Annotated in this window: 11 protein-coding genes and 1 pseudogene; 2 read left to right on the top strand and 10 right to left on the bottom strand. The window is 37.6% G+C overall.

The window, feature by feature from the left end; all coding sequences use genetic code 11:
• Positions 1-175 precede the first annotated feature (175 nt).
• The 10 genes and pseudogenes from BW946_RS01125 to BW946_RS01080 all read right to left on the bottom strand — a co-directional run bounded on the left by BW946_RS01125 (position 176) and on the right by BW946_RS01080 (position 12,662).
• Positions 176-1,366, bottom strand: coding sequence for a DUF3570 domain-containing protein (locus BW946_RS01125; RefSeq protein ID WP_076594413.1), 1,191 nt, complete (start codon positions 1,364-1,366; stop codon positions 176-178).
• A gap of 38 nt (positions 1,367-1,404) precedes the next feature.
• A complete protein-coding gene (locus BW946_RS01120; protein ID WP_076594412.1) occupies positions 1,405-1,635 on the bottom strand; it encodes a DUF4266 domain-containing protein in 231 nt (76 codons plus the stop codon).
• On the bottom strand, positions 1,632-2,558 hold the full coding sequence (locus tag BW946_RS01115) for an FAD:protein FMN transferase (RefSeq protein ID WP_076594411.1): 927 nt from the start codon (positions 2,556-2,558) through the stop codon (positions 1,632-1,634). Before BW946_RS01115 ends, BW946_RS01120 begins: the two co-directional genes overlap by 4 nt.
• Before the next feature lie 7 nt (positions 2,559-2,565).
• The gene (locus tag BW946_RS01110; protein ID WP_076594410.1) at positions 2,566-3,009 is read right to left on the bottom strand and encodes a thioredoxin family protein; all 444 of its coding nucleotides are present in this window, start codon (positions 3,007-3,009) and stop codon (positions 2,566-2,568) included.
• Positions 3,010-3,116: 107 nt separating this feature from the next.
• Positions 3,117-3,506 carry a hypothetical protein gene (locus BW946_RS01105; RefSeq protein WP_076594409.1) on the bottom strand — a complete coding sequence of 130 codons (390 nt, stop codon included), beginning with the start codon at positions 3,504-3,506 and terminating at the stop codon, positions 3,117-3,119.
• A 39-nt stretch (positions 3,507-3,545) separates the two neighbouring features.
• Positions 3,546-6,053: a cation-translocating P-type ATPase gene (locus BW946_RS01100; protein ID WP_076594408.1), complete on the bottom strand. Its 2,508-nt coding sequence runs from the start codon at positions 6,051-6,053 to the stop codon at positions 3,546-3,548.
• Positions 6,054-6,129: 76 nt separating this feature from the next.
• On the bottom strand, positions 6,130-6,594 hold the full coding sequence (locus BW946_RS01095) for a heme-binding domain-containing protein (protein ID WP_076594407.1): 465 nt from the start codon (positions 6,592-6,594) through the stop codon (positions 6,130-6,132).
• Positions 6,595-6,636: 42 nt separating this feature from the next.
• Complete coding sequence (locus tag BW946_RS01090; RefSeq protein ID WP_076594406.1) at positions 6,637-7,785, bottom strand: efflux RND transporter periplasmic adaptor subunit; 1,149 nt, start codon at positions 7,783-7,785, stop codon at positions 6,637-6,639.
• Between the two features lie 2 nt (positions 7,786-7,787).
• Positions 7,788-12,135: pseudogene (locus BW946_RS01085) on the bottom strand (CusA/CzcA family heavy metal efflux RND transporter).
• A gap of 140 nt (positions 12,136-12,275) precedes the next feature.
• Positions 12,276-12,662, bottom strand: a complete 387-nt coding sequence (locus BW946_RS01080; RefSeq protein ID WP_076594405.1) for a hypothetical protein — start codon at positions 12,660-12,662, stop codon at positions 12,276-12,278.
• 515 nt (positions 12,663-13,177) lie between these two features.
• Here BW946_RS01080 and BW946_RS01075 point away from each other — a divergent pair.
• Together BW946_RS01075 and BW946_RS01070 are read left to right on the top strand one after the other, a co-directional pair.
• Positions 13,178-14,527: a sigma-54-dependent transcriptional regulator gene (locus BW946_RS01075; RefSeq protein ID WP_076594404.1), complete on the top strand. Its 1,350-nt coding sequence runs from the start codon at positions 13,178-13,180 to the stop codon at positions 14,525-14,527.
• Positions 14,528-15,664 (top strand): FIST signal transduction protein, encoded by a 1,137-nt coding sequence (locus BW946_RS01070; RefSeq protein WP_076594403.1) that lies wholly within the window; start codon positions 14,528-14,530, stop codon positions 15,662-15,664.

Genomic DNA, 15,664 nt, shown 5'->3' with positions numbered 1-15,664 from the left:
GATTTGTCCGTTTATGTAATCGTAGAAATACAGTTTTCAAACACGTTTATAGCAGATCTGATGGAAATCGCTCAACTTACTTATAATCAAATATTTATCCGATATACATAGGTAGGATTACACGTTTTAATCCAAAGATCCAGAGTTTTCTAAAAAAGTTTAGACATTTTTATTACTACTTGAATCTGAGATTCAGAGAAATAATATCTGAACTCATTCCTACAGATTTTGTATAATGCCCATACCTGATTTCCAACATATTCAGACGCTCTATTCCAAACAATCCATTTTTAGGATTAAACCGTATTCCTGCTCCGTAAAAATTACTTTTAAAAGTAGAAAGGTCATAATTGCTCGTATAATAATCATCAAAAGCTGTATGCTGTTCATAAGGCGCAAAATATTTTGTCCCTTTCTGTGAATAATACCTATAGAACGGACTTACTGAAACAAAAGGAGATATTTTTACCGGAGTCTCAATATTGAATGTATTTGACCTGATGCCCCAGCTGTCTGTATAATACCGGTAATAGGTTCTGAGGATAAAGCGGTCTCCCAGAAAATAATTGGCACGCACTCCCAGTGGAAGTTTAAATCTCTTATCCGGAAGTGTTTCCTGATGTACAGAGCCATCTGTGAAATAGACCCTGTGAAAAGGCAGACTTAAAAAACCGGTCTGCTGTACAGCATCCGTCAGAAATTCAACCTGAAAATTCTGGTTGATGATCTGAGAATAGGCTAAAGACAATGCAAAAGTATTTCTTCCGCTCGTTCCATAGTTTTCATGCTCTCTGCCTGTTGAATTTCCTGTACGAAGTTCTATAGGAGTTACCAGCTTTACCTGATCAAGATAGGTCTGAAACTTGGCGGTAAACTCCCCCATCCTGTTGGCTGTTTTCTGGGCAAAACCAATATTGGCCCCGTAAGACTGATAATCAAATTCTGTAGAAAATGAGAGTCCTCCGAAGATGGTACTTCCTTTACTTTCATTCTCCCGGCTCCACTGAAACGAAGGATATATTCTTGTATCCGCATGAGAAGCCGAAGAATTGGCTTTAAGATCAATCATATCGGAAGAAGCTGACGTATAATGATCTACTCCAACACTAAGATTGAATTTATTTTTTCTCTGCTTATTGTCATATTTTACCATCGTAACGTCAATTGTATTGGAAAAATCACTAAGCTTTTCCGATCCTACACCTCCTGTCACAGCAGAGTTGTTGCCGTCCTGATGGTAATAGCTGGATACCAGATTGGCTTCATCAAAACTTAATTTTTTTGAAAGTGCTGTATTGGTATTTTCCTGAGCTTTAGAGGTCATGAATCCAAAAAGGATCCAAACACTCATTACAATTTTTTTCATGTGAGATTCTTCTAAATTTTATAAACTGTAACAACTCATTAATTACATCCACATCCACCTCCCACTTTTCCGGAATTAGCTCCTGAAGAACCTTCCCGGTAAGATTGGAAACTAAGTTCTGTTTTCTCTATAGTCCTGTTGCCCAATGCCATTTCAGCATCATTCAGCTTTCCTTTTTCATATTCTTTCAAAGCAGTACAGGAATTAATCAGGCTTATGATAGCAACAGCTACCAGACCTTTTTTTATTTTTTTTATATTGTTTTTCATTGTAAATTAATGTTTTGAGACGAATAGACAGTATTGTCATCATCTATAATGATACATTCCAGCTGGTGGATCTGATTCACCAGATCCAATGCTGCTTTAATTCCCATAATACCGACAGGAGTTGCTATGGCATCTGCTATTTCTGCATTAGGACAGAAAATAGTGACGCTTTTAATTCCTGAAACTGGCATTCCGGTTTTGGGATTGATGGTATGAGAATACTTTTTGCCGTCAATCATGACAAATTTTTCATAATTACCGGATGTTGCCACAGCCATATCTGTAATATTCATGTAAGAAAAAGGTTGTCCGGAATGATCCGGGTCTGCAATTCCTATCGTCCATGGCTTTCCGTTACTCTGCACTCCCCATGCGGTAAGATCACCGGAAGCATTGACAATTCCTGATTCCACACCTCTTTTTTGAAGCATTCTTTTCGCCATCTCAGCGGCATACCCTTTTCCAATGCCACCAAAACCTATCCTCATCCCCTGCTCCTTAAGAAAAACACTCTGATCCCTGGAGTTGAGAATAATATTCTCATAATTTACCAGTTTCAAATGCTCCTTAATAGTCTTCGGATCAGGAAGCTGCTTCATATTACGGTCAAAATTCCAGAAACCTTTATCTATTCCTCCGTATGAAATATCAAAATATCCGTCAGTAATGCGGCTGATGCGAACACTTCTTTCAATCAGATCAAAAACCTCCCTGTCAACCTTTACAGGTTCTAATCCTGCATTATTGTTGATCAGGCTGGTCTGGCTGTTCTCACTGAAAGTAGTCAGCAGGTTTTCAATTCTTTGAATTTCTGCTACCGCCGCATCTATATGCAAATAAGCATTTTTTTCACTTTCGTCTACTACAGTAATTTCAAAAGCATTTCCCATCAGCCTTTGAGGCTTTCTGAATTCTCTAAGCATCTTTTTCTTATTTTCTTTGCTGTTGTATATCCCTTATTTCTTTACTAAAAGCCAATGCGCTTTCAGCAGGCAGCCCTTCCCAGCTTTTCAGCACTTTCCCATCCTGATCCAGCAGAAGAGTATAAGGAAAAAGTCCTTTTGGGTTATATTGATCGGCAAGCCCTGCATTTTCCTTTTTCATATCGGCAGAAAGCTGATTTTTTTTATTTCTAGGAAAGTCGGCATTGACATAGACGATAATATTTTCCGTTTCCAGCTTTTTAAATTCATCGGTTTCGATGATATTCTTATGGAGCTTTATACAAGGTATACACCAGTCGGAACCGGAAAAATTAAGTAAAATAAGTTCTTTATTTTCCAAGGCCTGTTTTTTTGCATTATCTAAACGGTTCTGAGCCTTAATGCTAACGGCAGTTATAACCATGAATATGGCTAAAAATATTGTTTTCATTATTTAAAATGGATAACGATTGTTATAGTAAGTTGAATAATGTACACCTAACATGGCATACAGTACATAACGGCTGACAACAGATGAAAGCCGGTTTTGAAAAAATATCAGGAAAATAAATACCTTGGTGGTTCCCAGGCTGTCCTTAGAAACCCCTTATAACAGAAGTTGTTATTTTTTGATGGTATTTTCCTCGACTTTACTTGTTTAAATTGATCATTCTTAAGTTCAAAATGAAATATGTTCCCAATGATAAAGACCAATGCAAGTGGTGGTGTATGAATAATAAAGGGTAATTTCTGATCTTTACCATAATCACCATCTTTAACGGGATGATCATAGTGTGTTCTCAGAAATGCTGTAAGCGTCATATCCGGGTTCAATTCTTTATGCTCGATGTAATGCTCAATCAGTTCCGGGATTTTCAAAAGCTGATACAATTCGGTTGTAGAAACCAAATATAAAAATAACAACAATATGGAAATCAACTTTTTCACTAATCAAAATTATGAAATATTTTATTACAAATGATTTTTTTATTTTCTTCCCAAATGTCTCTTCACCAACTTATAAACCTCGAACCACAAGACCGAAATAACAGCAACAATCAATGTCATTCCTAATTCTTTTATACTAAGAGCTTTCACACTAAAGAATCCAGATACCGGCTTTACATAAAGAATAACAAACAATAATACAAGTACCAGCACAGAAATTCCTGCCAATAAAAAATTACGATTTTTAAAACTGTCAAAAATACTGTAATAGAAAGACCGGTTTACCAAACTCAGTAATATATTAGCAAATATCAAAGTACTGAACACCAAAGATCTTGTTTTAAACTCATCATTGCCGAGATCAACAGAATATTGATATATCCAAAGTATTCCTGCGGTGATCACCAATCCCTGGATAATACTTACCATAAGCTCTCTCCAGCTCAGAAATGTATCTGTTAGTGCCCTCGGAGGTCTTTGCATAGCATTTTTTTCCATAGGCTCATTCTCATATACAATAGAACATGTAGGTCCCATAACCAGCTCAAGAAAGATTACATGCACCGGAGTAAATATATGTGGAAATACCCAACCCAGAAATAATGGTAAGGAAACAGTAAGTATAATTGGGATGTGAATGGAAATGATATACTGAACGGCCTTCTTTATATTAGCATAGATTCTGCGTCCGGCAGCTATACCGGTAACAAGTTTATCCAGATCATCATTGGTAATGACCAGAGCTGCGGCTGATTTAGCAATTTCAGTTCCTTTATTTCCCATTGCCACTCCGATATGAGCAGCTTTCAATGCAGGTCCGTCATTTACGCCATCCCCAAGCATCGCCACTACATGACCTTGTTTTTTTAATGCTTTAACAACTTCAAGCTTCGCTTCCGGAAACATTCTTGTAAACAGGGTTGCTTTTTCAGAAAGTTTTAATAAATCTTCTTCAGAACTTGTAGTAATTTCACTTCCGTTAATAGCCGGAGCATTGTTTTCAATTCCCGCCTGCAATGCAATAGCCTTTGTAGTATCTGCATTATCTCCTGTAATGACTTTTACCTGAATACCGGCATCGTAAATATGCTTAAATACTTCTTTTATTCCTTTTTTAGGAGGATCATAAAATACGGTCAATCCTAAAAAGTCAAATTTAAAATCCTGTTGCTGATCAGGAAAATCATTTCCTTCAAAATGAGATCTGGCAACACCAAGAACCCTGTATCCCTGCTCTCCAAAGTCTTTAATTAGCTTTCTTATTTTGTTTTTTTCTTCTTCTGAAAGACTGGAAACACTGATGATAGCTTCCGGAGCTCCTTTAGCTGCAATAATCCGGTTTTTCTGTTCGTTTTCAAAAAGATGGGTCATCATCGGTGGTTTGCCTTCCAGCGGATATTCATGAAACAATTGATAGTCTTTTCTCTGATCTGGCTTCCGGGTCTGTTCATAGATCTTATGCAGCGTTATTTCCATGGGATCAAAAGGTACAGGTTCACTGCTCCACATCGAATAATCAATAAGCTCATGCAATTCTGTTGCTCCAAACTCTGCTTCTTCATAAATCCTGTCGGAACAGTAATCATAAAGATGCTTCAACTGCATGGAGTTTTCTGTAATCGTACCTGTTTTATCTGTACAGATCACAGAAACGCTTCCCAGGGTTTCTACAATACTGCTTCTTTTAATGATGATTCCTTCCCTCATCAGCTTCCATGCCCCCAAAGCCATAAAGGTGGTAAAAGCTACAGGAATTTCTTCGGGAAGTACAGACATTGCCAATGTAAGTCCGCTGAGTAAACTGGTCACAAAATCTCCTGTTTTAACAAAACTGAAGATGCATACCGCAAGAAAGATAATGACCCCGATAACAGCCATCCCCTTTACAAAGTTTCTGATCTGAATCTGTAACGGAGATGCTTCTGTTTTTATACCCAGAATAGACTGTCCTATTCTTCCTACTTTAGTTTCCTTTCCAATATTTTCAACCTCAAAAACCGCAAGTCCGGAAACCGTAATTGTTCCGCCATAGACTTTATTATCTTCAGATTTGCTGTCCTTGAAAACAGAAAAACTTTCGCCCGTAAGGGAAGACTCATTGACAGAAAAATCGTTGCTGTGAACAATTCTTCCATCTGCATTGATGAGGCTCCCTTCTTCGGTAATGCACAAGTCTCCGACTGCTATTTCAAAAGTAGGAATCTCTATAATCTTTGAGTCCCTGATCACCTTGCTTAAGGGTTCATTCAGTTTTTCAAGTTCTTCCAGTGCCTTTTTGCTTCGGTTATCCTGATAAAAAGAAATGGCGGTAACTCCAACAATAGCAGCAAACATAAATAAAGCCTCGCCATAATCTCCTGTAAGCACATAAATAAAGGAAACACATATAAGAAGAATCAGCATTGGCTCTTTCAGGATGTTGAGAAGAAGGTCTGCCCAAGATTCTTTCTTAACCGATTCAAGGCGGTTATATCCGTATTTTTTTCTGGAAGCGGCTACTTCAGATTCTGTAAGCCCTTTCAAATCTTCCGGTATATTGTAATTCATACGAAATGAATATGATATTAAATTTACTGATTGTTTTGTTATATCAGGGTACTATTCCTGTTTTTTTAACAGCCTGCTATTCAATCTGCTTTTTCACCTCTTTCACCCATTGTTCTATTTCGGACTTTTGGGTATCAGATAACTTTGCATTCTGATGAACAAAGGTATAAGAGGTAAGAGGCATTTCACCTTCTCTTATGGTTTCTGCAACTTCATCAAGTTTCTTTAATTTTTTTTCTTTTGAATAGCAGTTAAATTCATCAAAATTGAGATGCCTTTTTCCTGAGTTCACATGATCTGCCAGCCACCATTTTACAGGCTGTATGTTATTGTACCACGGATAAGCTGTAGTGTTAGAATGACAGTCATAACAGCTTGTTTTTAATAATCCCTGTACATGATCCGGAACCTGGTAATGTTTTTCAATAGCATTTTCTGAAGGAACCGCCGCTATATTTTTATCAGTATCAAAAAACTGAATCACAATCAGAAGCAGGACTATAAAACCTGCTCCTGTTTTTATTAAAGATGATGTTTTCATAATTTGTATTTATTTATAAATTCTTTTATTTTACTATAATTTTTATTCATCTGCAGTGTTCTTAAGTTTCATAAGAAGTGTATATGCATTCCTGATGACAACTTTTTTATTCTTAAAATCATTAGCATTCATGATCTGTACAAATCCATTTTCTGTTTCACCTACTATTACAGGTGTTAACCGATAGACCTGCTTTTTTTCTTCAACAAAAACAAAGTCTTTTCCTTCAAAATTGACAATACTCTCTTCAGGAACAGCATTGGAAAAAGAAGTATTGGTCTCGATCTCGGCATTCATATACATTCCCGGTACAAGGCTCTGGTCATATTTTTCAAAATGACAGTGTACCTCAGCCCATCCGCCCGGGTTTACATCTTTGCTGATCAGCAGGATTTCTCCATAATATTTTTTATCAGGTTCGGCATTGGTATAGGCAGCAAACCTCTGCCCCTTCTTCAGATTCGCCAGATCTTTTTCATATACTTTAAGATTTAGATGAATATCATCCGGATTAATGAGTTCAAAAAGAACATCGGAAGGATTCACATATTTACCGATATTCACGTTGACCTTGCTTACAAAGCCATTGATACTGCTGTAAACCGGTACACTTTTCTGAATATTTCCCGAATTCAGAGATCCAGGATTGATATTGATAAGACGGAGCTGCTGAGCCAGGGAGTTCATCAGGATCTTCTGGCTGTTCATTTCAGACTGAGCCTGCTGCATCACCTTATCGCTGGTGGCCTGACTTTGGTTAAGGGTTTTCTGGCGGTTATAATCCAACTGGGCAAAATGATTTTTAGACTTTGCCATTAAATAATCCTGCTGAAGCTGGATAAACTGCGGATTTTCTATCACAGCAATCACCTGCCCTTTTGACACCGGTTTTCCCGGAAGCAGGCTGCTCGATTTCAAGTATCCGCCTAAAGGAATACTGACAGAAACCAGATTTTGTGGCGGTACATCTATCATTCCGTTAAGTTTTAAAACAGAGGAAATCTTCTGTAGAGAAAGTACTGTTGTTACTACAGGTGCATTTTTCAGTTGAGCATCGGTAAGTGTTACAACGTTTTCATCTTTCGGACTGGCAGCTGGCGGTTCCTGTTTTACATGATCTTTACACTCATAAAACATGAGCAATCCTATTATTGACAGGGAATATGATATAATTTTAAATGTACGTTTCATTGTTATGGATTTAAAGTAAGGTATTCCAGCTCTATAGCACTCTGATTAAGTTTCCAGACTGCATCGGTGTAGCTGCTTTTTAAAGTAACTGCCTGATTGATGAGGATGACAAATTCCAGATAATTGATCTCGCCTGCAAGAAACTGTCTTTTAGCTGTTTCAGTGATGATATCGGCGTTTTTCAATTCCGAGTTCTCATATTGGGAAACAATGTCAAGGTTAGCCTGATAAATCCCGGATGCCTTTCTGTACTGATTCTGCAGATTGAATTCCATGTTGGCAATATCACTTTCCACAACAGATTCAGCAATTTTTGCGGCCTGAATTCTGGCTTTCTGCCCGCCTGAAAAAACAGGAACCGAAACCCCAAGCTGTACAGAATGAAACTGTGGTGCCCCGTTGTACACTTTATCATCAGCACCCATCCCTCTGAAACTGTTGAGGTTGTAGGCCAACTGAAGTCCGGGAAGCATTTTTGCCTTTTCAAGAGCAATCTGCTGTTCTGAAATGTTTTTCTGTTGCTGTAATACTTTAATAGCCGGATGTAAGCTAAGCTCCTCTTTAAGACCTCCATGATAAATTTTCTGATCTTCAGGAAGAAAATCTGTTTCTGCATTTAAAAGCCACTGAAGCTGATATCCCAGCACAGAAAGCTCCTGGCGTAATTGCTTTAGCTGAATTTCAATGGAAGATTTCTGATTGGAAGCTGTAGTTTTTTCCAGAATATTACTTTCTCCTGCTTTCAGACGGATGTTTGCCTTATCCAGAAAATCAGTGTACAGCTTTAATGTTTCCAGAAGAAGCTTTTCTTTTTGTTTCCCATACAGAATATTATAAAAGGTAAGGCTCACGCTTTTTTTTAGCTCATATTCTTTAAGAGAAACATTCAGCAGAGATTTTTTCCATTCTTCGGTATATACGTTCTTCTGCTTTTTATATACGGTCGGAAATGCTATATTCTGGGATATTCCGAATTTCATATCCGTCAGAGCACTGTTGATCTGCCCATAATCTACTGTGACTCCCGTCTGAGGAATATCAGATGATGATCTGATAAGCGCTTTTGTATATTCTGATTTTAATTTTTCATTTTTAAGATTTCTGTTATTTTTCAAAGCAATATCAACAGCATCCTGCAATGTAACGGGAGTCTGAGAGTTGACCAGCTCCGCAAAACCGAAGAATACAAAAAGAGCCAGAGCGGAAATCTGTTTTTTATTTTTTATTTCTTTCATTTTTAAATCCTTTTTCAATAGTTACATACAATAATGGTAAAACAAATAAGGTAAGAAAAGTTGCCACCATCAGCCCTCCAATAACAACCGTTGCAAGAGGCCGCTGTACTTCTGCTCCCGCTCCGTTGCTGACAGCCATCGGAATAAAGCCCAGTGAAGCGACAAAGGCCGTCATCAGCACCGGCCGAAGCCTCGATTCTCCACCATCAATAATGATTCTTACAATATTTTTAATTCCTTTCTTGTGAAGACGGTTAAACTCTGAGATCAACACAATTCCGTTTAGCACTGCTACTCCGAAGAGCGCAATAAACCCCACTCCCGCACTGATGCTGAAAGGCATTCCTCTAAGCGCCATCAGAAATACACCGCCAATAATAGAAAGAGGAATCGCAGTGTAAATAAGTAAACTTTCTTTAACAGAATTAAAGGCCAGGAAAAGCATGACGAAAATAAGAGCCAGAGCAATGGGAACTGCTATCATGAGGCGCTGTTTGGCGTTATTGAGATTTTCAAACGAGCCTCCATACGTCATGTAATATCCCGTAGGAAGTTTCATCTTCTGATCTACCTTATGCTGAAGTTCTTCTACAATACTCTGAACATCCCTTCCTTTGATATTAAAACCTACAACAATTCTTCGCTGGGCATTTTCCCTCTGAATCTGATTGGGACCATTCTTCACTTCCACTCTGGCAAGCTGAGACAGCGGAATCTGATTTCCAAACGGTGTAGGAACCAAAAGGTTTTTAATATCGGTCACATTTTTCCGGTCTTTGGTGTCCAGACGTACGACCATATCGAAGCGTTTTTCACCTTCAAAAACCAGTCCGGTGCTTTGTCCCGCAAATGCAGTATTCACCACCCGGTTGATATCTGAAACGGATAAATGATACTGAGCAATCAGAGGACGGTTGTATTCTATAATAACCTGTGGCATTCCAGAAACAGGTTCTATGTAAAGGTTCTGGGTTCCTTCTACTGTTTCTATAATTTTCCCGAGCTTCTGGGCATTTTGGGAAAGTACATCAAGGTCTTCTCCAAAAATTTTGATCACGACATCCTGTCTTGCTCCGGTCATTAATTCATTAAAACGCATCTGTACAGGATATTGAAAACTGGCAGTAATACCCGGTACATCCTGCAGCTGTTTACCCATCTTATCAGCAAGCTCCGGGAAAGTGGATGCAGAGGTCCATTCTTTTTTATCCTTTAAAATAACCATCATATCAGAAGCATCCATCGGCATCGGGTCTGTAGGAACTTCCCCACTACCAATTTTTGTGACCACTTTTTCCACTTCGGGAAATCTGGATTTGAGAATGTGTGCCGCCTTTTGAGTACTTTCAATCGTTGTTGTCAGGTTACTTCCAGGTAAAACTCTGGTATCTACGGCGAAATCACCTTCTTCAAGGGAAGGAATAAATTCACCACCCATTTTGGACAAAATGAAAACAGCAGTTATAAATAAGACTGCCACTGTACCAAAAACTATTTTGGGCATTCTGAGAAGTTTGAGCAAAACTGCCAGATATACCTTTTCTACCTTTTTCATCATTCTGTCTGATAATGTAGGCTTACCGCTTCTTTTTCTCAGCAATAACGCGCTCATCATTGGAATATAGGTCAGTGAGAGCAAAAATGCTCCCAGCAGTGCAAAAGCTACGGTCTGGGCCATAGGCTTAAACATTTTGCCTTCGATTCCCTGCAGGGTAAGGATCGGGAGATAGACAATCAGAATGATAATCTGTCCGAAAACGGCACTGTTCATCATTTTTCCTGCAGATTCTATAACCACAGTATCCATTTCTGATTTCCCGACAGAGAAAATCTTTTTAAACTTCGGATTATGACTGAACTGATGTAAGACAGATTCCACAATAATCACAGCTCCATCGATAATCAGTCCGAAATCCAGGGCTCCAAGACTCATCAGATTTCCACTGACTCCAAAGAGGTTCATCATACATATTGCAAAAAGCATCGCCAAAGGAATAACAGAGGCAACCAGCAAACCTGCTCTTATATTCCCCAGAAATAAAACCAGTACAAAGACTACAATCAAAGCTCCTTCCGTAAGGTTTTTTTCTACTGTTCCGATGGCGTTGTTCACCATTTTGGTTCTGTCCAGAAAAGGCTCTATCACCACTCCTTTCGGCAACGATTTCTGAACCTGGGCAATTTTTTCCTTTACATTTTTTATGACCTGATTACTGTTCTCGCCTTTGAGCATCATTACTACAGCTCCTGATACTTCTCCCTGGTCATTAAAGGTCATCGCTCCATAACGGGTTGCAAACCCCGGCTTTACCTCAGCAATATCCCGTATAAACAGCGGTACATCGTTTGTTTTTGTCGCAATAGAAATATTATTGATTTCTTCAATACTTCCTACTAACCCTTCACTCCTGATGTATAGAACAGTAGGCCCTTTCTCAATATAAGCACCTCCGGTATTCTGATTGTTGGCCTGCAATGCATCAAATACGTCATTGATTGTTATTCCATAGGCATTAAGCCTGTCCGGATTTACAGCAATTTCATATTGTTTCAGCTTGCCTCCGAAGCTGCTCACCTCTGCCACTCCCTTTACTCCCAAAAGCTGTCTTCTTACAATCCAGTCCTGAATGGTGCGGAGTTCTGTGATATTGTATTTTTTTTCATATCCTTTTTCAGGCCTCACTACATACTGGAAAATTTCGCCGAGCCCCGTGGAAATAGGTCCAAGCTGTGGATTTCCAATTCCCTGCGGAATAACCGCCTGTATCTGCTGAAGTCTTTCGGCAACCTGCTGCCTTGCCCAATAGATGTCTACATCATCTTCAAAGACAATGGTAACCAGGGAAAGCCCAAATCTGGAGAAACTTCTGATCTCTTTTAATCCTGAAATATTATTGTTGGCCTGCTCTATAGGAAAAGTAACAAGCCGTTCTATATCTGTTGCACCAAAAGATGGAGCAGTGGTAATAACCTGTACCTGATTGTTGGTAATATCGGGTACCGCATCTATTGGCAGCTGGGTTACCTGATAAGATCCCACACCAATGAGTCCCAATACCAACAATGCAATTATGAGTTTATTCTTTACAGAAAACTCAATGATTTTTGTAAGCATATTATGATTAATTAATCTTAATTATCGTGATAAAATTTCCGGTATTCTGATGCATAGATCCATGCATCCGTATTACATACAGATACTTATTAAAAAAAACAGAATACCCTCCCAATCAAAAAATGACTGAGAAAAATAGATTAAGATTGACGAAATCTTGGCGGCTGCCAGATAGAATTAAGAATTTCCTTATTGTAAAGCGCACTTTTGTAAAAAGTCTTCTTGATTTCAATAGGAGTAAATACCTTCTCAATACAATGAAAATCTAAGGAAGGATTAACAGTAAAAACCACAGACAGCAGGCTTGCATGTGATACAAAAGGCAATCTCTGGTCCTGATCATGGTCACTGTCTTTCACAGGATGATCGTAATGGGTTTTCAGAAATGCAGTAAGTGACATTTCAGGATTCAGGTCTTTATGCTGAATATAATGCTCAATGAGCAGAGGCATTTTCAAAAGCTGATACAGTTCGGTTGTAGAAACCAAATACAATGTTAATAACAATATAGAAATCAGCTTTTTCACTCTATCAAAATTACAACTTTTTTCATTAAGAATGATTTTAAATAAGCAATTTCCCGTTCTAGCTTTGTTTCTTCCAATTCATTGCAAAGCCTCAATAACTTTTCCCTTACCGGGTCAGAGGAAATTTGCTTTTCTTTTGTAAGTTTACCCTCTCTGTGAAGTTTTCTTCAAGTGACCAAAATTTCTTTACAGATTCTAAGCTCCTCGGCTACTGAAGAAACATAACCTCTTTGCTCACTTAATGAAACTGCTTGGATCTTAAATTCTAAACTGTAATTTTTCTAACTCTTTTTATAACATTAAATTTAAATAGTATAAGAACCGTGTCCTACAAAGGTAGCAACTCCAGTGCAGAAAGAGTTTCATCTGGAAAATTTTGATTAAATAACTCCACACAAAATATTCAACAATAATAAATTATTATTTCAAATTATTAATCTTTATGACAAAATAGTTCATCACATAATTAAAATTCATTATTTTAGTAGTAAACATAAAAACTAAAACCTGCGCAAATGTGTAAAATATTTATAGTTGACGATGATATTTTCATAGGAGAAATGTTAAAGTATCATCTCCAACTAAATCCTGATTATGAAGTTCTGCTATTCAGCAATGCAAAAGACTGTCTTTCCAATCTTTACCATAATCCTGATATCATATGTATTGATTTTGGATTACCAGACATTCAGGGGGATGAACTTTTTAAACAGATTAAAAACCTATATCCTGAACTTCCTATTATTGTTATAAGCGGACAGGAAAATATTGAAGTTGCCATCAATTTTCTAAAGCAGGGGGCAAAAGATTATATTGTAAAAAACGAGCATACCAAAGAACTTTTGTGGAATTCTATCATGAGATTGAAAGAAAACATCAACCTAAAGCAGGAGGTTGAAGACCTTAAAGATGAGCTCGAAAAAAAATATACGTTTGAAAAAACAATTATTGGGCAAAGCGATTCCATAAAAAAAATATTTTCTAAAATTAATAAAGCACTTACGTCCAACATCAATGTTTCCATTACCGGTGAAACAGGTACTGGTAAAGAAGTTGTTGCTAAGGCAATCCATTATAATTCATCAAGAAAAAACAAACCTTTTATTGCGGTAAACATGGCTGCTATTCCTAAAGAATTAGTGGAAAGTGAGTTTTTTGGCCATGAAAAAGGGGCTTTTACAGGGGCTACAGAAAGAGCCATCGGAAAGTTTGAGCAGGCTAATGGAGGAACTATTTTTTTAGATGAAATTGCAGAACTGGATCTTAATATTCAAAGTAAATTACTACGTGCCCTACAGGAAAGAGAAATCACAAGAGTAGGCGGAAAGCAAAAAATTGAACTCAATGTCAGGATTATTACAGCTACGCACAAAAATCTTGTACAGGAAGTCAAAAAGGGCAACTTCCGGGAAGATCTCTATTACCGGATTATTGGTCTTCCTATTGAACTTCCTCCTTTACGGGAAAGGGATCAGGATATTTTGATTCTGGCCAAACATTTTATAGAGCTTTTCGCAAAAGAAAACAAGGTTAAACCTTTGTCTTTATCTTCGGATGCAAGGAAAAAACTTTTAGCCTATCATTTTCCGGGAAATGTAAGAGAATTAAAGTCTGTTGTTGATCTTGCTTGTGTTATGTCTGATAATCACGAAATAACAGCAGAAGATATTAATTTCTTTAATCTGGAAAAAAAATCAGAATCTTTTCTCAATGAACAAAAAACACTAAAACAATATACTACCGATATCATTTTACATTTTCTGAAAAATAATAATAATGATGTCATTAAAACCGCAAAACTATTAGATATAGGCAAATCAACTATATATAATCTTATTAATAACCTTGAAATTGAAAATAGTTAGATGAAAGTTGCTAAATTACTTTTTACAGACGGAGCATTCAAATCAGAAAGAAATGATGAAAAGCTTAACTACGAGGAAGCTCAAATCATTATAGGATATGGAGCCAGAAGTATTATTGAAGAGGATAGCTTTTATCTTCTTTTAAAGGAAACGTTTCCTAATGCAGAGATAGCCCTGTCTTCTTCTTCGGGAGAAATTTTCTGTAATGAAGTGTATGATGATACGGTAGCTTTAACTATAATCAGTTTTTCAACATCTTACATAAAGACTTCACAGATTGATATTGAAGATTTTTCCTGCAGCTATGATGCAGGAAAAAAATTAATTGAAAACCTTCCTTCTGAAGATCTTAAATGGGTTTTTATTTTATCTGACGGCAGTAAGGTTAACGGCAGTCAATTAGTTCGCGGGCTTAATGCCAGTAGGCCCCAAGAAGTTTTAATTTCAGGCGGTCTGGCCGGGGATGGGGATAAATTTGAAAAAACTGTAGTAGGACTCAACCAGGTTCCGAAACCTAATAAGATTCTGGCCATTGGATTTTATGGAGCGAACCTTGAATTATCTCATTCTTCAATTGGCGGCTGGGAAAGCTTTGGGCTTGAAAGAGTGGTCACCAAGTCACATGATAATATTCTTTATGAAATTGATAATAAAAATGCATTGGATCTTTATAAAAAATATTTGGGAAGATACGCTGAAGAACTTCCCGGCTCTGCCCTTCTTTTTCCATTATCTCTCACCTTATACCAGGACTCTTTATCTGTAGTGAGAACAATTCTCTCCATTAAAGATAACACGATGATTTTTGCAGGAGACCTGCCGGAAGGAAGTAAAGTAAGGTTTATGAAAGCCAACATGGACAGACTAATTGATGCAGCTAATGATGCAGCCCATCAATGTCTTAAAATGAATACACATAGCCCTAAACTGGGAATCATTATAAGCTGTGTAGGAAGAAAAATGGTATTGGGAGACAGAGTTTATGAAGAAGTGGATATAGTGCGGGATGTTTTCAAATCAAATACAGCGCTAACGGGATTTTACTCATACGGAGAGCTATCTCCTTTAAGCCCGTTTGGCGACTGTGCTCTGCACAATCAGACTATTACCATCACCACAGTTAATGAAATTGAATAA

It is taken from the genome of Chryseobacterium sp. RU33C, assembly GCF_900156015.1.
GTDB lineage: Bacteria > Bacteroidota > Bacteroidia > Flavobacteriales > Weeksellaceae > Chryseobacterium > Chryseobacterium candidae.
This window is presented reverse-complemented; position numbering and strand designations above follow the sequence as displayed.